Origin of the sequence: Solibacillus sp. FSL W8-0474, assembly GCF_038004065.1 — a bacterium.
GTDB lineage: Bacteria > Bacillota > Bacilli > Bacillales_A > Planococcaceae > Solibacillus > Solibacillus faecavium.
Window position 1 is genome coordinate 3,612,490 of record NZ_JBBOQJ010000001.1, and the last position, 19,643, is coordinate 3,632,132.

The 19,643-nt window shown below is 39.0% G+C and carries 15 protein-coding genes; 1 reads left to right on the forward strand and 14 read right to left on the reverse strand.

Annotated features, from left to right (window positions below; translation table 11 throughout):
* Positions 1-482: 482 nt before the first annotated feature.
* From NYE67_RS18325 to NYE67_RS18380, 12 genes are all read right to left on the reverse strand, one after another.
* Positions 483-1,355, reverse strand: a complete 873-nt coding sequence (locus tag NYE67_RS18325; protein ID WP_340726314.1) for a GNAT family N-acetyltransferase — start codon at positions 1,353-1,355, stop codon at positions 483-485.
* Positions 1,352-2,533, reverse strand: coding sequence for an N-acetylglucosamine-6-phosphate deacetylase (nagA, locus tag NYE67_RS18330; protein WP_340726315.1), 1,182 nt, complete (start codon positions 2,531-2,533; stop codon positions 1,352-1,354). Before nagA ends, NYE67_RS18325 begins: the two co-directional genes overlap by 4 nt.
* A 127-nt stretch (positions 2,534-2,660) precedes the next feature.
* The gene (gene gatB, locus NYE67_RS18335) at positions 2,661-4,106 is read right to left on the reverse strand and encodes an Asp-tRNA(Asn)/Glu-tRNA(Gln) amidotransferase subunit GatB (RefSeq protein WP_340726316.1); all 1,446 of its coding nucleotides are present in this window, start codon (positions 4,104-4,106) and stop codon (positions 2,661-2,663) included.
* Between the two features lies 1 nt (position 4,107).
* The gene (gene gatA / locus NYE67_RS18340) at positions 4,108-5,571 is read right to left on the reverse strand and encodes an Asp-tRNA(Asn)/Glu-tRNA(Gln) amidotransferase subunit GatA (protein ID WP_340726317.1); all 1,464 of its coding nucleotides are present in this window, start codon (positions 5,569-5,571) and stop codon (positions 4,108-4,110) included.
* A 17-nt stretch (positions 5,572-5,588) separates the two neighbouring features.
* Entirely contained in the window at positions 5,589-5,879 is a 291-nt protein-coding gene (gene gatC / locus NYE67_RS18345) for an Asp-tRNA(Asn)/Glu-tRNA(Gln) amidotransferase subunit GatC (RefSeq protein ID WP_008408705.1), read from the reverse strand.
* A 331-nt stretch (positions 5,880-6,210) separates the two neighbouring features.
* Positions 6,211-7,386 carry a CamS family sex pheromone protein gene (locus NYE67_RS18350; RefSeq protein ID WP_340730747.1) on the reverse strand — a complete coding sequence of 392 codons (1,176 nt, stop codon included), beginning with the start codon at positions 7,384-7,386 and terminating at the stop codon, positions 6,211-6,213.
* Positions 7,387-7,404: 18 nt separating this feature from the next.
* The gene (gene ligA, locus NYE67_RS18355; protein ID WP_340730748.1) at positions 7,405-9,402 is read right to left on the reverse strand and encodes an NAD-dependent DNA ligase LigA; all 1,998 of its coding nucleotides are present in this window, start codon (positions 9,400-9,402) and stop codon (positions 7,405-7,407) included.
* A 12-nt stretch (positions 9,403-9,414) separates the two neighbouring features.
* A complete protein-coding gene (pcrA, locus tag NYE67_RS18360; protein ID WP_191700888.1) occupies positions 9,415-11,673 on the reverse strand; it encodes a DNA helicase PcrA in 2,259 nt (752 codons plus the stop codon).
* A 43-nt stretch (positions 11,674-11,716) separates the two neighbouring features.
* Positions 11,717-12,409, reverse strand: coding sequence for a heptaprenylglyceryl phosphate synthase (locus NYE67_RS18365; RefSeq protein WP_340730749.1), 693 nt, complete (start codon positions 12,407-12,409; stop codon positions 11,717-11,719).
* 178 nt (positions 12,410-12,587) lie between these two features.
* Positions 12,588-12,902, reverse strand: a complete 315-nt coding sequence (locus tag NYE67_RS18370) for a YerC/YecD family TrpR-related protein (RefSeq protein WP_191700886.1) — start codon at positions 12,900-12,902, stop codon at positions 12,588-12,590.
* 19 nt (positions 12,903-12,921) lie between these two features.
* Positions 12,922-13,986 carry a DUF3048 domain-containing protein gene (locus tag NYE67_RS18375; protein WP_340730750.1) on the reverse strand — a complete coding sequence of 355 codons (1,065 nt, stop codon included), beginning with the start codon at positions 13,984-13,986 and terminating at the stop codon, positions 12,922-12,924.
* Between the two features lie 23 nt (positions 13,987-14,009).
* The gene (locus NYE67_RS18380) at positions 14,010-15,740 is read right to left on the reverse strand and encodes an adenine deaminase C-terminal domain-containing protein (protein ID WP_340730751.1); all 1,731 of its coding nucleotides are present in this window, start codon (positions 15,738-15,740) and stop codon (positions 14,010-14,012) included.
* 190 nt (positions 15,741-15,930) lie between these two features.
* On the opposite strand from NYE67_RS18380, the gene NYE67_RS18385 reads away from it, so the two are divergent.
* Entirely contained in the window at positions 15,931-16,161 is a 231-nt protein-coding gene (locus tag NYE67_RS18385; RefSeq protein ID WP_191704898.1) for a YgaP-like transmembrane domain, read from the forward strand.
* A gap of 67 nt (positions 16,162-16,228) precedes the next feature.
* Here NYE67_RS18385 and purD read toward each other — a convergent pair whose 3' ends face one another.
* Together purD and purH are read right to left on the reverse strand one after the other, a co-directional pair.
* Positions 16,229-17,479 carry a phosphoribosylamine--glycine ligase gene (purD, locus tag NYE67_RS18390; RefSeq protein ID WP_340730752.1) on the reverse strand — a complete coding sequence of 417 codons (1,251 nt, stop codon included), beginning with the start codon at positions 17,477-17,479 and terminating at the stop codon, positions 16,229-16,231.
* A gap of 599 nt (positions 17,480-18,078) precedes the next feature.
* A complete protein-coding gene (purH, locus tag NYE67_RS18395) occupies positions 18,079-19,614 on the reverse strand; it encodes a bifunctional phosphoribosylaminoimidazolecarboxamide formyltransferase/IMP cyclohydrolase (RefSeq protein ID WP_340730753.1) in 1,536 nt (511 codons plus the stop codon).
* Between the last annotated feature and the right edge of the window lie 29 nt (positions 19,615-19,643).

A 19,643-nucleotide genomic window follows, 5' to 3' on the forward strand; every position in this document is an offset into this window, starting at 1 on the left:
CTTTTCTTAGGATAGACTTTTCAGTTCTGTGTCTTCATTCGCATGTAATACCCTTATACACGTTCACTCCTTTCGTTCAGCCCTTCCCATTACTGGTACTATGGCTTCTGCTGACTTCTGACGATTCAGTTGTACATCACTGCACAGGTTCCTCTTCGGGTATTCATCAGATCTCCCGGGGTAAGTCTGCCCACTTTCCTCTCATCTATCTGCCGCATCTATTGATTCATCTTCCGAGGATATTTGGGACTTCAGTTTGTTTGGCAACCTTATCCAGAAAAATCAACCTCATGCGATTCGTATTCCTCAGACCAAGATTTTGCCTACGACTTCCTTCAGATTCCGCGTCGCCACGGACACCCTTGTCTTCAGCTAGTGGTTCGCATATCCTGACGCCCACAGTGAACTTTCATCACCTAGTTGACAAACATGCCCGGCACACCAAAATGGAGGTCCGGATAACATTTCCGAACCTCCATTTATTATGCTAAACCACTATATGGATACAGTAAATTATTCGGATAGTCGACATCAATTTGATTTTTTACAAACATGGCTCCCTCATCTATGAACAATTCCTGTACAACAGGAATTTTTAAATCATCCGGCGTAAAGCACAGTTTAATTTTAGAGGTTTTAATCGGTAGGCTTTCCAACAATTCCAACAAATCAAAAGGTTCTTTAGAAATTACATCAATTACCTCAACATGCTGAGCTGATTCTTTTAAAATGACATATACCTGGAACTTTGGAACATAGTAGATATATTCCCGATATTGTGTCAACGCATGGAACATAACAATACTTTCATTTTGAACCATACTCATTTTTTGGCTAATTGGTACACGGTTCATCGTCGTATTGTAAAATAACTTTCTTTCGATATTATCATCCATGTTAATTTTTTTTATTTCCGTTTCATTGGATACAAGATCTTTTTTATCCAATGTAAAAGTAGATTGGGTACGCATTTCAAATCCAAACTTCGGATAAAAACCTAATACTGACTTATTTGCAAATAAGTAAAGTATATTGGCATTTGCATGATCCTCCATTACCTTTTCCATTAGCCGCCGTGATAATCCCTTCCCTTGGAATTTTGGATTTGTCATGACAGTCCCTATTTGAACAGCTTTATACTGTTTGCCATCTAAAACCATCAATCCCATACTTGTTGATACATTTGAAGCTATTTCACCATCCACTTCAAAGGCATAGGGACAATATGTATCGTTCCAATAACCAAGCTCATCCCATTGTTCAAATTTAAGACCAAACGTTTCATCAGCCAAATTAAAAAAGCTCCTTTTTAGCTGTAAGTCATTACGTATAGCATCCCCTTTAATAAAATTCACTCGGACTCCCCCTTTAGATTCTCAAAAATTACTTTTCCTTCTGAAACCGTCATTACAACATCCTCTTGTTCATTTATTATATAAAAATCAGCATCTTTTCCAATTTCGATTGAACCTTTATGTTCATATAACCCTAACAGTTTTGCACTATTTGTTGCCGTCAGTTTAGCCAGCGTCAAGTCTGATAGTTGCAACCATTCTTTCATGTTTTTTCTTGCCTTATTTAAATTAAGTGTACTTCCTGCAAGCGCATCACTTTCGACGAGTTTACACAATCCATTCTCTACACGAACTTGCTGTCCACCTAGATCATAAATGCCATCTGCTAATTCAGTCGCCCTCATACTATCTGATATTAATATCATCCGGTCTTCACCAATCGTATCAAAAATAAAGCGGATCATATCTGGATCAATATGTATTCCGTCCGCAATAATCTCTAGCTTACTGTCACTTTGCAATAAAGCGACTTGCAGACCTGGCTCACGGTGATGGATTGGCCTCATTCCATTGCAAAAATGAGTAGCATTTTGAATTAGCTGTTGCTCCAATAAGACCTTTGTTTCAGCATACTTCGCATTAGAGTGTCCGATGGATGCTACAATGTCATTATTTTTCAAGTATGATGCTAGCTTTTCCCCTTCATCCAGTTCCGCTGCAAAGGTTATGAGCTTTATTTGTTTTTGTGAAGTTGTATTTAGTTTTTCAAAAATTTCAGCAGAGGGCTTTATAATATATTGATCAGACTGTGCTCCCTTTTGAATCGGATTAATAAATGGACCTTCTAGATGAATTCCTGCGATTTTGGCACCCTCTACTGAACTTCCCGTATCGGCAATCGTTCGTAAAGCATGTTCAATTTGATTTACTGCGGCTGTCATTGTAGTTGCCAAAAAACTAGTCACACCATGCTTGGCAAGTGCTTTACTAATCGTATTAAGACTACTTTTCGTTCCGTCCATTACATCTGCACCGGACATTCCGTGGATATGCTGGTCAATCATCCCTGGCATTAATTTATAAGTAGCCTTTGTTTCCACAAGTTCAATCTGTTCAGGTAAGTCGTTTTTTTTACAAAACCGGACAATTTTTCTTCCTTCAACAACCGCATAATGTTCCAGTTCTATTTGATGTTCTCGTACAATTTGAATTGGTCCAACACACCAGATCTTTTCCATGATAAATCCCTCCCTCTTCCTCACTTTTTATATTTCCAATTATTAGCTTATGATTATAATTTATCAAGTGAATTCCTATAAAAAAACGACAGTCTATTTATAATAGACTGTCGTTCACACGAAGAAATTATCGTTTATTAATTTCTTCCATTAAAATTTGATTTGTTAATTGAGGATTTGCCTGACCTTTAGAAGCTTTCATAATTTGGCCTAAAAGTGCTTTAATCGCACGTTCGTTGCCGCCTAAGAAATCAGCTACGGATTTTGCATCATTATCAAGAACAGTTGTTACGAAGCCTCGAATTACTTCTGGATCAGAAATTTGAACTAAGCCTTTTTCCTTTACGATTTTCGCTGCATCGCCACCGTTAGTAACTAATTCAGTGAATACTTTTTTCGCGATTTTAGAAGAAATTGTGCCGTCCGTAATTAATTTCACCATACCAGCTAAGTTTTCTGGTGTTAAAGCAGTATCTTTCAGCTCTTTTTGCTCTGAGTTTAAGTATGCAGAAACGTCACCCATTAACCAATTGGCTGCTAATTTTGCATCTGCTCCTGCTGTTACAGTTGCATCAAAGAAATCAGAAATCTCTTTATTAACAACAAGTACGTTTGCATCATAATCTGTTAAGCCTAATTCAGAAACGTAACGTGATTTACGAGCATCCGGTAATTCAGGAATTGACTGACGGATACGCTCTACCCACTCATCAGAAATAGAAAGACGTACTAAGTCTGGTTCCGGGAAGTAACGGTAATCATCCGTACCTTCTTTTACACGCATTAAAATCGTTTTACCTGTCTTTTCATCGAAGCGGCGCGTCTCTTGTTCAATAATGCCACCAGCCATTAGTACTTCTGCCTGACGAACTTCCTCGTGCTCTAAACCACGACGTACGAAGTTAAATGAGTTTAAGTTTTTAAGCTCTGTTTTTGTACCGAACTCTTCCTGACCATATGGACGGATCGAAATGTTCGCATCACAACGTAATGAACCTTCTTCCATACGTACATCTGATACACCTGAATATTGAATAATTGACTTCACTTTTTCAAGGTATGCATATGCTTCATCCGGAGTGCGGATATCTGGCTCAGAAACAATCTCAACAAGAGGTGTTCCTTGACGATTTAAGTCTACTAAAGAATAACCATCAGCGTGTGTTAATTTACCTGCATCTTCTTCCATGTGAAGACGTGTAATACCGATTTTCTTTTTGTAGCCCGGCGTATCGCCTTTAGCAGGAATTTCGATTTCAACCCACCCGTTTTTACCGATTGGCTTATCAAATTGTGAAATTTGGTAAGCTTTCGGATTATCCGGATAGAAGTAGTTTTTGCGGTCGAATTTAGTTTCTTGTTCGATCTCCATGTTTAATGCTAAAGAAGCACGAATTGCATAGTCCACTACTTGTTTATTTAATACTGGCAAAACACCTGGGTACCCAAGATCAATTACCGACGTATTTGTGTTTGGCTCTGCACCGAAATGGTTTGGGGAAGCCGAGAAAATTTTAGAATTCGTTTTTAATTCAACGTGAATTTCTAAACCAATGACTGTTTCAAAGTTCATCTTATTTTACCTCCCATAGTGCTGGAGTTTTTGTGTTAAAGTCTGTATTTTGCTCGTAAGCATATGCTACGCGGTAAAGTGTTTCTTCATCGAAGTGTTTACCGATAATTTGTAACCCTAGTGGTAAGTCATTTTCAAAACCACATGGGATTGAAATTGCTGGTACACCCGCTAAGTTAATTGGAATTGTTAAGATATCGTTTGCGTACATTGTCATCGGATCATCTATGTTAGCACCGATTGCGAATGCAGGTGTTGGCGCTGTAGGTCCAATAATTACGTCATAGTTTTCGAATACTTTGTCGTAATCTGCTTTAATTAATGTACGTGCTTGTTGTGCTTTTTTGTAGTATGCATCATACGTACCTGCTGATAATGAATACGTACCAAGCATGATACGACGTTTTACTTCGTCGCCGAAACCTTCAGCACGAGATTGTTTATATAGCTCTAATAAGTTTTTAGCGTTTTCTGAACGGTAACCGTAACGAATACCATCAAAACGTGAAAGGTTAGAAGAAGCTTCAGATGATGAAAGAATGTAGTAAGCTGCTAACGCGTATTTAGAGTGCGGTAAAGATACCTCTTCTACTGTTGCGCCTAGACCTTTTAATACTTCCAGTGCATCAAGAACTGATTGTTTTGCTGCTTCGCCAACGCCTTCTCCAAGGAATTCTTTTGGTACAGCGATTTTTAAACCTTTAATGTTACCATCTAAACTTGCTGCATAATTCGGTACTGGCACATCTGCAGAAGTAGAATCCATTTCATCTACACCTGAGATTGCTTCAAGTAATAATGCGTTGTCTGTTACATTACGTGTAATTGGTCCGATTTGATCTAATGAAGATGCGAATGCAACTAAACCAAAGCGTGATACACGACCATATGTAGGTTTCATTCCTACAACACCACAGTAGGCTGCTGGTTGACGGATTGATCCACCTGTATCAGAACCAAGTGAGAATGGGACTTCGCCTGCTGCTACTGCTGCTGCAGATGCACCTGAAGAACCACCTGGTACGTGCGAAAGATTCCATGGGTTTTTTGTTGTTTTATACGCCGAGTTTTCGTTTGAAGAACCCATTGCGAATTCGTCCATGTTTAATTTACCGACTGTTACCATACCGGCATCGCGTAATTTTTTCACGATTGTTGCATCGTAAATTGGCATAAAACCTTCCAGGATTTTAGAAGCACAAGTTGTCTCTAAACCTTCTGTCACGATATTATCCTTAACTCCGATAGGCATACCGAATAATGGTCCGCGCTCCTCAAAAGGAACTTTATCTAATTCTGCCGCTTTAGCAGTTGCTTGTTCTTTATTTAATGCTAAGAATGCTTGTACATCGCCGTCTAACTTTTCAATGCGGTCAAATGCTTCTTTTGTTAATTCCGCAATTGTAAGTTCACCCGACTTTAAGCTTTCTTGTAATTGTGCTGATGTGCGCTCAAATACTGTCATGCGAGTGGTTCCTCCTATTACTCCATAATTGATGGTACTTTAATTTGACCTGCTTCTTGTTCTTTTACGTTTAGCATTACTTTTTCAAGAGGTAAGCCTTCTTTTGCTACGTCCTCACGAAGTACGTTCACTAAAGGTAAAACATGTGAAGTCGGCTCTACATTTGTTGTATCTAATTCATTTAACTGCTCTGCAAAATCAGTGATCTTTCCAAGTTGTTCAGCAAATTTCTCTGCTTCCTCTTCTGTGATTGCAAGGCGAGCTAAGTGCGCTACGTGTTTTACTTCTTCTTTTGATATTTTTGCCATTTATTACACCTCCAAAGTATCGAATCAAATATGCCTCGGCATATGTGTCAGAGTTTTTGAATACGTTCGAAAAACTAAAAATCTTGATTATCTGCCGGGGCTATATGTGGAGTCAGTGATTGTTTCGGACACCCGCTGATTCTACATAAACCATGCCCATAATGATACCATTTTTCCTAATAAAAATCACAGCTTTGCGAAAAAATCGAGCAAACAATCCATTCCTTTGGACGATTTTCCGCCAAATTAACGCATTAAAGTAACAAAGTGGATTTTTTATACAAAAATGAAAATACCACACTTTTAAAAGTATGGTATTCTTCGTTGAATTTTACTCATAAATATGAATAAATGGCTCATCATTATTCGGTTCTTTAATAATTAACACTTCTGGACCATTAACTGACGTTATACTTACAGAAATATACAGATCAAGTGGTAAGTGAGTGAGCATTAGGCCGGATAAATATTGGGTAAAACCAGTAATTTCGGCTGTGCCGTAAAACTGAATCGGAATTTCGATATCAAGCTTCTGGATTTTTTTGTTCTGATAAAAGCCGGTTGCAAATACACTCGTGAAATTAGAGAAGTATTTATCGACATCCTGTTTAAAGTCTTGGAATTTTTTATTAAGATCACGGTAAATATCCTCTGGTGAACTCATCGGGAACGTTACATATCTTTCATCGATTCCTTCCCAATCCCCCAGAGCAGTTGTACCTTTGTCGACAAAATTATAGTCTGTGTATGTGCCTGGTACAATCGCATTTCGCTCTGCCTGTTTAAATAAGGCAATCACAATCGGTACATCGGCTAGTTCTGTACGTGCACGCAAACGATTGACTACTTCCTGTGCAATCTTTTTACCTGCTGCTTCCAACTCATCATCCGGAATCTTCTGCTCGAAATACTCACCGTACTGTTCCTTTTGATAATAGTAAATTGAATTGAGCGCTAAACCAATCGATACACCGCCCAATTTCACTTTATTGTCATCTGTTTTTGTTAAATAATTCTGTTCGATAATATGTGCTAAATACACTGGTGCTTCTGTCGCTTTAACAGTAGGATCCATCTCCTCACCAGTTTTTTCATCAATACTTGAAGGATTTAACCCTTGGTATTCAGGCCCTTTATCCTCCGTTTGGTTTGGTCGTGCCAACCAGTATTTCAACGTTGTTTCGTCTAAGTATTGTCCTTCTTGAAAATAGTATTTTTCCGTATCAAAGTGATTTTGTGAAATACGCATTAAGCCTGTTTCGACTTCTTTCATATCATATTTCGTATAAATATTTGAAACGACCAATCCTCGACTTGCGCTTTCCTTATAAGGAATTAATATACGATAAAATTTATCGGTAATTTGCATATTCGGGATAATCGTTGTTTCAACAGCTTGATCCGAGTCTGATTCTTGTGTCAGCTCTGTATCAGGTGTAAGGTTTGGCGCACACGCTGATAACAGTACAGTTGCAATTATCGCAGGTATCCAGCGATATCGTTTCATGAGAACAAGTCCCCTTTACTATATTAATTGTTCGATTAGGCGCACTTCATCCCAAATTTCTATGCCTAAGCTTTGAGCCTTTTCGAGCTTTGAGCCAGCATCTTCACCAACGATTACAAGGTCTGTTTTTTTACTTACACTCCCTGCAACCGTTCCACCTAACTGTTCTATTTTCACCTTTGCTTCGTTACGTGTCAATTGTTGAAGTTTTCCTGTCAGCACAATTGTTTTCCCTGCAAAAGGATTTGCCCCTGCTTCTACAACAACCTTCTTACCTTTAAAGGACATATTGAGTCCAAATTCCTTTAAGCGCTCGATTAGCTGTTGCACGGACTCATTCGCAAAATAGGCTACGATGGATTCGGCCATTTTATCACCAATTTCATGAATATCCTTCAATTCCTCTTCTTTGGCATGCATTAAAGCATCCATCGTTTCGAAATGTGCAGCTAAAATTTTGGCTGCCTTTTCGCCTACATGACGTATACCAAGACCAAACAGTAATCGCTCCAGGGAATTATCCTTCGACTGCAGTAGTGCCTCCACTAAATTCGTTGCAGATTTTTGCCCCATACGCTCTAGCTGAATTAGTTGCTCGACTGTCAATTCATATAAACCAGCAACATCCTCGATATAACCTTCACGAAGCAGCTGTTCTACAACTTTTTCGCCTAACCCGTCGATATTCATTGCATTACGGGAAACGAAATGCTTCACGCCTTCCGCGATTTGTGCCGGACATTGTGGATTCACGCAGCGCAATGCTACATCAGTATCAATGCGTACAACTTCTTCATCACACGCAGGGCAATGAGTAGGCATTTTATACGGTACAGCGTCATCCGGGCGCTGCTCTAAAACGACCCCTACAATTTGCGGAATGATATCTCCTGCTTTTCGTACAATGACCGTATCATCAATTCTAATGTCCTTTTCGCGGATCAGGTCTTCATTGTGCAATGATGCTCGGCTTACAGTAGTTCCTGCAACAAGTACCGGTGTTAAAATCGCTGTTGGAGTAATGACACCCGTGCGACCTACCGTTAGTTCAATATCCAATAATTTTGTTACCACTTCTTCTGCCGGGAATTTATAGGCAATTGCCCAGCGTGGCGATTTTGCCGTAAAGCCAAGTTCATCTTGGTGGGCATAGCGATTTACTTTGATGACGATGCCATCAATTTCATACGATAAATTCGGGCGTGCTTCTGTCCACTTTTCTATAAACGCTAAAACGTCGTCAATAGTTTCGCAATACTCCCGCTCTTTATTTGATGGAAAACCTAGCTCCTCCAAATACTTGAGCATTTCCCAATGTCCGTCGATGCCATAGCTTTCTCCGTCCCCGCCAACTGCATATATAAACGTCGATAAATTTCTGCTAGCGGCAATCTTCGGATCTAATTGACGTAACGAACCAGCTGCCGCGTTCCGAGGGTTTGCAAATAGCTCTTCTCCCTTTTCAGCACGACGTTCATTTAGTTTCTCAAAAGATTTTTTCGGCATATAGGCCTCGCCGCGCACTTCTAATGTTACTGGTTCATTTAAACGTAAAGGAATGGCACGGATTGTTTTTAGGTTGGCTGTAATATCTTCACCAACTGTCCCGTCACCACGTGTAGCGCCTTGTACAAATACCCCGTTTTCATAGCGCAGAGATATGGCCAAACCATCTATTTTCAGCTCACATACATAAGAATAATTTTTACCGATTGCCTGCTCAATCTTTCGGTCGAAATCACGTAAATCTTCTTCATTGAAAGCATTCGATAAACTAAGCATTGCTGTTTCATGGGTTACCTTTTTAAAGCCTTCCAATACCATGCCGCCAACACGCTGAGTAGGAGAATCAGGATAAATAAATTCCGGATTTGCTTCTTCTAAGGCGATAAGTTCATGTAAAAGCTGATCATATACACTATCTTCTACTACCGGTTTATCCAGTACATAATACGCATAGCCATACTCATGAAGAAGCGTGTTCAATTCCGCAATTCTTTGTTCTATTTCATTCATCAAATGTTCCTCCTAAGCTTTCGTAATCGGCGCAAATTTTGCAAGTAAACGCTTTATGCCAGTTGGTGCCGGGAACGCAATATCCAGCTCCATGCTGTCTCCCTCACCTTTTACGCTAACGACCATACCTACACCCCATTTACCGTGGGATGCTTTGTCTCCAACTTGCCAATTAAACTTATCGCCACCTGTAGAATTTAAGCGTGATGTTTGTGAAGCAGGTGCCTGCACACTTCCTAATGAACGCTTCGGCATACGGTCATAACGGTTCGATTTAAACGGTAATGAATCATCACGATATGATGTAGTATTTGCTTTTGAAACTTGCTCTAACACATTTTCATCAATTTCGCGTAAAAAACGTGACGGTGCATTGTAGCCTGTACGGCCGAATATCGTACGGGATCCTGCACAAGATAAGTAAAGGCGCTGTTCCGCCCGAGTCGCTCCAACATACATTAAACGTCTTTCCTCGGCCATTTCATCTTCACTTTCCAATGAGCGAGAGTGCGGGAATATATTTTCCTCCAACCCAATAATAAAGACAACGGGAAATTCCAACCCTTTTGCGGCATGCATCGTCATTAAAATAATCGTTCCTTTTGCCTTTTCTTCTTCATCTAAAGAATCAATATCAGCAATAAGTGCAAGATCCGTTAAAAATGCTACTAATGACTGATCTTCGCTGCGCGCCTCGAATGCCTGTGTTACGGTTAAAAACTCTTCAATATTTTCCAGTCGGCTTTCCGCTTCAATTGATTTTTCAGCCTTCAGCATTTGACGGTAACCTGATTTTTCAAGCACTTCTTCTACAATTTCCGTTACCGATAATTCTTGTTGACGTTTACTTAACGAACGTATCATATTATAGAAATTTTCAGCAGATGTGGCTGCCTTCCCTGAAAGCCCCATAAATACAAGCTCACCCATCGCATCGAAAATCGAACGATCGCGTTCCATCGCATAGACAAGCATTTTATCAAATGAAGTCGCACCAATCGCACGTTTTGGTTCATTAATAATTCTTGCCAGTGATAAGTCATCATCATTGTTTGCAATTAAACGTAAGTATGCCAGTAAATCTTTAATTTCTTTTCGATCATAGAACTTTGTACCGCCAACAATTTGATAGTTCATATTTGATTTTACGAGTACATCCTCCATAACACGTGATTGGGCATTTGTTCGGTATAAAATCGCAAAATCGTCCAGCTTATAATTCTCATCTTTCATGAGCTTTTGAATCGTTCGTACAACATATTGAGCCTCATCCTGCTCATTACCTGCTTTATACAGCTGAATTTTTTCACCTTCAGGATTATCTGTTCGCAGTACTTTTTTATAGCGGTCTTTATTTTTCTCAATAACGCTGTTTGCAGCTTGTAAAATATGCTTCGTCGAACGGTAATTTTGCTCAAGCATTATTACTTTAGCTTCTTTATAATCCTTTTCAAACGAAAGAATATTTGTAATATCCGCACCGCGCCAGCGATAAATCGATTGATCCGAATCCCCTACAACACAAATGTTACGGAACTTCTTAGCCAACATTTGAACCAACAAATATTGCGATTTGTTGGTATCCTGATACTCATCCACGTGAATGTACTGGAATTTATTTTGATAGAATTCCAGTACATCCGGCGCTTCTTTAAATAAACGAATCGTAAGCATGATTAAATCATCAAAGTCGAGGCTTTGATTTTGTTTTAAGCGTTTTTGATAGCCTTTGTACACTTGTGCAGCAATCTTTTCAAATGGATTATGCGGATTCATATTCGCTTCAAAACCATCTACTGTAATACATTCGTTTTTTGCCGAACTAATCGTATTTAATATTGCACGCGGATCGTACTTTTTCGGGTCGATATTATCTTGCTTCAATATATTTTTTATTACTGTCAGCTGATCAGAGCTATCTAAAATAGAGAAACTTTTTGAATAGCCAATACGGTCGATATTACGACGCAAAATACGCACACACATTGAGTGGAATGTTGATACCCACATACTTTCTGTCGTACCTGTCCCTAAAATCCCATCGATTCGATCACGCATTTCACGGGCTGCTTTATTCGTAAATGTAATGGCCAAAATTTTTGACGGATATACTTCACGCTCTACGACTAAATACGCGATACGATGTGTTAGGACACGTGTTTTTCCTGATCCTGCTCCTGCCATAATAAGGAGTGGACCTTCTGTTGTTTTGACCGCTTCTGCTTGCTGCGGATTCATACCGGCAATTAAATTTTTTGCTATGTGCTCCATGTTTGCACCTTCCTATCTAAAGAACGTTTGTTCCTATTATATATTACTTCACGATGCTTTTCACTGCTTGTACAGTTTTTAATGCAGCTTTTAAGTCGTCATAAATAATGTTGCCTACAATTACTGTATGTGCATGTGCAGCCATTTCCTTTGCCTGCTCGACAGAGGTAATACCACCGCCATAAAATAGCTTTGTTTTATCTAATACTTCTGCTGTAGCTTTTACCATTTCAATATCGCCATATGCGCCACTATATTCTAAATAGAAAATAGGTAATTTAAAGTAGTTTTCGGCCATTCTTGCATAAGCCACTACATCTTCTACCGTTAAATCCGTTTTGGCATTTGTCACTTGTGCTACTTTACAATCCGGATTTAATACACAATAGCCCTCTGCAACAAGCTCTTCCCAAATTAAAACATCGCCGTATTCTTTAATAGCTTCATGATGTAAATCCTTCACCCATTTTGTATCACGACTATTTAAAACAGACGGGATGAAATAATAGTCATAGCCCGGACTAATACTATCAACATTTGAAATTTCAAGCGCAATCGGCACGGAAAAACGACGGACCCGTACTAATAAGTCCAGTACTCCATCAAGGGTCACCCCATCTGTACCGCCTACCAAAATTACATCTGTACCTGATTCGCAAATTAGCTCTAACGCCTCATCTGAAATTTCCTTCGCAGGGTCTAATTTAAATACGTGACGCCAATTTAAGTAATCCATTCTCGCTTCCACCTATTCTTTTAATTTCTTATAATTTATATTTTAAGTCAGTTCTTATTATTTACGACTATCTAATAGTATAACGAATGTATAAAAAATAATAAAAGACTGAGTGAGAAAATCTACTCAGTCTTTAAGCTACTCATATTTAAACATTCATCTTAGCATAATCGCATAATCACTTTGGTGTAAATGGTTTTTCATCAGGATAAAGACGTCCCAACATCTCATCATAAGTGTCATTTCCATAATCAAAGCAACGGCGTACACGGGAAATCGTTGCTGTCGAAGCACCTGTTTCCTTTTTAATTGTTTCATACGTCTTCTTTAAACGTAATAAATGCGCAACCTCGAAACGCTGTGCTAATGATTGGATTTCACTGATCGTGCATAAATCATCAAAAAACTTATAGCATTCCTCGATATCTTTTAATTCCAGGACCGCTTTAAATAGCTGTTCTGTTTGATGACCGCGAATTTTTTCAATTTGCATTTAGCCCATCATTTCCTTTCTACTCTGAATATATAACAGATGTTGCTAATCCTGGAGATGATGGTACGAAATGTACCCATGTCTTCCCTTGTACTAACTTTACTTCAGAGCCATCTTCCTCAATAGCGATTAACAAACCATCTGCGTTTTTCCACTTAACTTCCCGTACCACTCCCGCTTGGGCTACGTACGCGTTGCCTCCACCAGTAATTGTAATATCACGTCTTCCTGCATTATCAATAATGCGGTGCGGCATTTCAAAAAATAATATATTAGCTAATTCGATAGATTCATTTGTTTCATAATCGATTGTTTCCGTATTTGCTGAATATCTCGTATACCGATTTGAGTCTGCATTATATACATACTGACTATTAAATGAACCACTATTATTATACTTCATCCATACTTCATTAGCCGTTGTTCCTATTTTAACATTATCTTCAGCTTCATAGAATGGATATGATACTTTTTTCTGATAAAGTAATGAAGCGCCTACTTTTTCTGCTCCTGCACGAACGTTTTCACCGGATATATAAGAGTTGTGAGGTGCTTTGCGTGCAGAAGAACGTTTAAAATAAGTCCCATCATAATGCATTCCGTTAATATTTTCTACAACCTTACGTTCAAGCATTGATTTTGCTTCTGGACTGTAACCATGCGCAATATAAAAGGCATCTAATCCATTGGCAATATCAATGAAGTACGAACGGGCACTACGGATTGGTCCGATCGATTCAGGGATTTCGGATTGATAAAGCGCTAAAAAACGTGTCACATCCCCTTCTGCCAACATCTCGTACACAACATCTGCCTGCGCTAAGCCTGATTGTGGACGTGCCTGCGGATGGTTATTAATCGTTGCAAGAATGGGGCGCATTGTCACTTCTTCCGCTACTCTCTCACCCGTAAATGGTGTTACAAAAGGCAGTACTTCTGCACCGGCCACAATAATATCTTCCTTTTCCTCCACCTGCTGCTCTTCTATTTCAACTACCGGTTCTTCCTCCGCCTGTTCTTTATTGGAACACCCTGTAATCACGGTCATACTTAACATCGCTAATATCAATATACTGCGCTTCATCCTGCAAACTCCCCTCATTTTATCTATCTCATCACAGCTGGTAACATGACCGTATTTTTCATGACATCAAAAATGCCACGCGTTGTAATTCGAATATATGGTAAATGCGTTGATTGTAAAAATAGTAACGTATAAATCGCATCTGAATGACTATAACCGCGTTTTTTTAATGCGCTTTTTAATGCAAGCTCAAGCGGAATCAAGTCTTCCACTGCGCCATCATACACAGCACCAGATAATTGTAGCGGTAATTTCGTCACAACTTGTCCATCTTCAACAAGCACTATGCCGCCATGCATTTTCTTTAACTCTTTAAATGCGTGCTGCATATCATGCATCGATTTTCCAATTAAGATAATATCCCCCGTATTAGAATAAGAGGAGGCAAAACCTTTTACATGTGTTGCAAAGCCTTTAATCATTGTATTAATGCGCCATTTTCCTTTACGGTCAACGAGCATTAAAAAGCTTTCATCATGCTCTGTAGTTAACGAAATATTATGTCCATGATTTTTTATACTATATGGCTTTGTAATTACATCATTGACCATTTCAATTCCTATAGGCATCGAAAACTGAAAATCAGACTCATGTAAGTCAAAATCTATTTCCAAACTCTCAAAAACGGACAAGTCCACGGATGGAAATGCCTTCATATCTTGATGATTACGCTTTAACCATACACCTTTTGAAAGTACCGATTCCGGTGTAGGTGAATATTCATCTGTTAGTACATTTAAACTTGCATAGCGTCCTGTAGCAATGAGTCCATGTAAATTCGTCATATTATAATAACGTGCTACATTATAACTTGCCATATTATATGCGTCTACCGGACGTACCCCGGCTTCAAGTGCCGCACGAATACATTTATCTATTACACCATCTTCATGGAAGCTTGGTGTAGAGCCGTCTGTCGTCATCATTAAATGATCAAATATTTCATAGCCTTTATCCACGACTGCTTTTAAAAGTTGAGGTAAATCAGGACGAATTGACGAATAGCGGAGTGTAACGGCATAGCCATGAAGTAATCGCGCTTCAATGTCTTCTATTGTCATTGATTCGTGATCACCATCTACACCGAATAATCTCATTTTTGCTAATGTTTTTTCTGAAGCACCTGGTAAATGTCCTTCAATCTTTTTCCCTTTATGCTTGGCATTTTGAATCCAGTACAGCATTTGATTATCCCCGTGCATTACCCGAGGCCATCCCGTAAGTTCTCCACCAAGCACTACGTCATGACGTTCCAGCCATTCCATTACCGAGGCATTCGAATAAAGCTCCCCTTCATTCTCAAGCTCTGTTTGTGAATCAAAGCGGCTCCACCAATAAAACGAGAACGGTAATTTTGCAAGCTCGTCCATCAAAGAAAACGCTTTCTTATTTTCAAATAAAGAGACAAATGTCATATTATCTGATATAAATGCTGTCGTTCCTGATTGTGCGCTAAATTCTGCAAAACTATGAGGATTATATAATTGAAATGGATGTACATGAGGCTCAATATAACCCGGTACAACAATCTTTCCTGATAAATCTATAACTTCCGTTCCATTAAGGTTTGCAGGCATTTGATTTCCGACATAAACGATACGGTCATCACTAATCCAAATATTACCGGACACCCAGGTTTTAAGTATACTATGCAAATATTTTGCGTTCTTTAAAACTAGGTTTGGAGCGTAATGCCCATCAATGATACCTACATGCTTTCGAATATTATTTAATTTCCAGTTTATTTCTGGCATTTTAAACACTCCCTCCAAAAATTTAGTATCTTTTTATTAAAAAAAACCATACTAAATCTATTATATTTTGCTTTATGTAGGCTTTTGCTACAATATTCCTTTTGTGAATTAATCGTATCATAGCACTTTTATAAAGCAAAGTGTTTCCAGAATAATTTTTTAAATTTTCTAATAAAAGGAGGAGCTATTAATGTTAAACCCTAATATTTCTGAAACAAATGCTTTTGTACGTATGATGTGTGGTGTAGCAATGACTGCATTCGGTGTCGGCAGAATTGCACGTAAGCCTCAATGTACAGTAGGACGTATGATGATTCTTGCTGGTTCGATGAAGGTTGCAGAAGGTTATTATCAATACTGTCCAGTAGTTGCAATGGCCAATTCCGAACAAATGAATGAAATGATGCCAGTTAATGATTAACCCTTAAAATAAGCCCGAAAAAAAAGCTGTGTTAAAAGTCTATTTGACCATTAGCACAGCTCTATTATTATTTAAATGTTCTCCAACCAATATCCTGACGGAAGAAGAAGTTTGACCATTGCTTTTTCGCGAGCTCTGTATAGACTTTTTCCTGCGCTTCTTTTAATGTTGCGGCTTCAGCAGCAACTAAAAGCACTCGCCCACCATTGCCAACAAATTGACCTTCTTCAAATTTTGTACCTGCATGGAACACTGGCAAGTCAATATCGGATAGCTCTGGTAATGCATTTCCTTTTTCTACATCACCCGGATAGCCTTCAGCAGCTATTACAACCCCTAACATTGCTTCATCTTTCCACTTTAACTCAAACGGCTTTTCATTCATTAAGCTAATCATAAATTCACCAAAGTCAGATGCCATACGGGGAAGAACAACTTGTGTTTCCGGGTCACCAAAGCGTGCATTAAATTCGATAACCTTTGGACCTTTTGCTGTTAAAATTAACCCTGCATACAAAATACCTGTAAACGATACGCCTTCTGTCTCCATTGCTTGTACTGTCGGTTGAACGATTGTATCATAAGCAACCTTTACTACATCCTCAGATATTTGTGGGACCGGTGAATAAGCACCCATTCCCCCGGTATTCGGACCTCGGTCGCCATCATATGCGCGTTTATGATCTTGTGCAATGACCATTGGATAAATTTGCCCTTTATGTACGAAGCTCATAAAGCTGAATTCTTCGCCATCCAAGTACTCTTCAATCACTACGCGCGACGATGAATCACCAAAGCGCTGGTTGCCGATCATATCCTCAACTGCTTCAATTGCTTCCTGTTCTTCCATCGCTACAATAACACCTTTTCCAGCTGCTAAACCATCTGCTTTAATAACAATTGGGACGCCTTGCTTTTTAATGTAGGCAACTGCTTTATCTGCTTCTGTAAACGTTTCGTGTGCAGCTGTCGGAATTTGATAGTTGTTCATAATGTCTTTTGCATAAGACTTAGAGCCTTCAATTTTTGCTGCGGCCTTAGTTGGACCGAAAATAACTAAGCCTCTCTCATTGAAGTAATCGACAATTCCTTCTGCCAATGGCTGTTCCGGTCCTACAAAAGTTAGAGCGATATCATTTTCTTTGGCGAACTTTGCAAGTGCCGCAAAATCTAATGCATCAATTGCAATGACTTCTGCATCCTGCCTCATTCCATCATTTCCTGGTGCTACGAAAACCTTTTCTACAGATGGTGCGTTGTTAAATTGTTTAGCGATTGCATGTTCACGACCGCCACTACCAATTACAAGAATGTTCATGATGAGCTCTCCTTTAAAATGAATAGTTTAGTTTATTAGGTATAACTAGTATTTTGCGATGAGTAACCGCTGGAGCAAAAATAATTCTGCGACGAGTAACCGCTGGAGCAAAAATAATTCTGCGTCGAGTAACCGTAGGAGCACCAACGCCTGAAACTCCAGGCTGAGGCTTTGCCCGCAGAAAGCGTCCACTGAAACGGAAATTAATGAGCTTGAAGTTAAAAAATTATATAAAAAAACGCCCGCCAAATTTTAGGCGAGCGTTTTTCATTAATGGTCATTCGCACTGCGATACCCGACCAAAAGTAGTGCTGTGCTTGTTACAATTAATGATCATTTTATTATTAACAATGCATCTCCCGACCAAAGTCGATGCATTATTAATAAATTATTTTACGATGAGGACCCGGCCAAGAATCGCTCAATCGTCTTATTCATCCCTCTCCCAGCCAGAAAGAAGAATAAATAAAGCATTTGCAAACGCTTCTGCTAACGTCCGGCCAGAACATTAGCGAAACTTTATTCTATTATAACGAAAATCCGCAGTTTTCTCTACTAAAATTAAAAGGAATATAATGTTTTTAACATAAAGATACTAATTAGTGTTTGAAATGACGTACACCTGTAAATACCATTGCGATACCATACTTGTTTGCCGCATCGATGGATTCTTGGTCTTTAATCGAGCCGCCTGGTTGAATGATTGCCTTGATGCCAGCTTTTGCTGCTGCTTCTACTGTATCTCCCATTGGGAAAAATGCGTCCGATGCCAATGCCGCGCCTTGTGCTTTTTCACCAGCTTGTTCAAATGCAATTTTAGCTGCTCCAACACGGTTCATTTGCCCCGCGCCTACACCTAACGTCATTTGCTTGTCCGTAACAACAATCGCATTGGATTTTACATGCTTTACTACTGACCATCCAAGCTTTAATGCTTCCCATTCTTCCTCTGTCGGTTCACGGTCTGTAACGACTTTAATAACTGCTTCTCCAAAGCCGAAACGGTCTGGTTCCTGAACGAGTAAACCACCTTCAACCGCTACAACATTGAATTGGTCCTGCTTCTCTTGTGCAAAATCAATTGTTACTAAGCGAATATTTTTCTTTTGCGTTAAAATATGGAGTGCTTCTTTAGAGAATGAAGGTGCAATAATGATTTCTAGGAAAATACCTGATAATTTTTCAGCAGTTGCTTCGTCCACTTCTTTATTTAATGCAATAATGCCACCGAAAATTGAAGTTGAATCTGCCTCATATGCTTTATTAAATGCTTCTTCGATTGTTTCACCTGTACCAACACCACATGGGTTCATATGCTTCACAGCTACAGCAGCCGGCATCTCAAACTCTTTTACAATTTGAAGTGCAGCATTTGCGTCCTGAATATTATTGTATGACAATTCTTTTCCGTGCAATTGTGTCGCGTAGGCAATCGAGAAATCCGAACCAAGGCGTTTTGCATAGAAAGCAGCCTTTTGGTGAGGGTTTTCACCATAGCGTAATGTTTGCTTTAGTTCATAAGTTAACGTTAAGTTTTCAGGGAACTCTTCCCCGATTGCTGTTGTTAAATGATTTGAAATATAAGAATCATATGCAGCAGTATGACGGAAAACTTTTGCTGCTAAACGACGACGTGTTTCTAATGTTGTTTTACCATCTGCCTTTAATTCTTCAAGTACTGCAATATAGTCATTGCTATCTACGATTACTGTTACATAATCATGATTTTTCGCTGCTGAACGCAGCATTGTTGGACCTCCGATATCGATATTTTCTATCGCATCATCCCAAGTAACATTCGGCTTTGAAATCGTTTCTACGAATGGATAAAGGTTTACACAAACAATTTCGATTGGCTCAATGCCGTGTTCTTCCATTTGTGCAACATGACTTGGCTCATCAAATTTACCAAGAAGACCGCCGTGAATCATAGGGTTTAACGTTTTTACACGCCCATCCAAAATCTCTGGAAACTTTGTTACTTCATCAACTGCTGTAACTGGTACATTGTTTTCTTGTAGTAATTTTTTTGTACCTCCAGTTGAAAGTACTTCATAGCCAAGTGCTACTAATTCTTTTGCAAATTCTAAAATACCATTTTTATCTGAAACACTAATAAGTGCACGTTTCGTCACGATTAGGTCCTCCAATTTTTCTTTTTTTT

Coding starts and splice junctions, on each gene's coding strand:
- nagA (WP_340726315.1), bottom strand. CDS start 2,533: ATGGAAAAGATCTGGTGTGTTGGACCAATTCAAATTGTACGAGAACAT.
- gatB (WP_340726316.1), bottom strand. CDS start 4,106: ATGAACTTTGAAACAGTCATTGGTTTAGAAATTCACGTTGAATTAAAA.
- gatA (WP_340726317.1), bottom strand. CDS start 5,571: ATGACAGTATTTGAGCGCACATCAGCACAATTACAAGAAAGCTTAAAG.
- gatC (WP_008408705.1), bottom strand. CDS start 5,879: ATGGCAAAAATATCAAAAGAAGAAGTAAAACACGTAGCGCACTTAGCT.
- NYE67_RS18350 (WP_340730747.1), bottom strand. CDS start 7,386: ATGAAACGATATCGCTGGATACCTGCGATAATTGCAACTGTACTGTTA.
- ligA (WP_340730748.1), bottom strand. CDS start 9,402: ATGAATGAAATAGAACAAAGAATTGCGGAATTGAACACGCTTCTTCAT.
- pcrA (WP_191700888.1), bottom strand. CDS start 11,673: ATGGAGCACATAGCAAAAAATTTAATTGCCGGTATGAATCCGCAGCAA.
- NYE67_RS18365 (WP_340730749.1), bottom strand. CDS start 12,409: ATGGATTACTTAAATTGGCGTCACGTATTTAAATTAGACCCTGCGAAG.
- NYE67_RS18370 (WP_191700886.1), bottom strand. CDS start 12,902: ATGCAAATTGAAAAAATTCGCGGTCATCAAACAGAACAGCTATTTAAA.
- NYE67_RS18375 (WP_340730750.1), bottom strand. CDS start 13,986: ATGAAGCGCAGTATATTGATATTAGCGATGTTAAGTATGACCGTGATT.
- NYE67_RS18380 (WP_340730751.1), bottom strand. CDS start 15,740: ATGCCAGAAATAAACTGGAAATTAAATAATATTCGAAAGCATGTAGGT.
- NYE67_RS18385 (WP_191704898.1), top strand. CDS start 15,931: ATGTTAAACCCTAATATTTCTGAAACAAATGCTTTTGTACGTATGATG.
- purD (WP_340730752.1), bottom strand. CDS start 17,479: ATGAACATTCTTGTAATTGGTAGTGGCGGTCGTGAACATGCAATCGCT.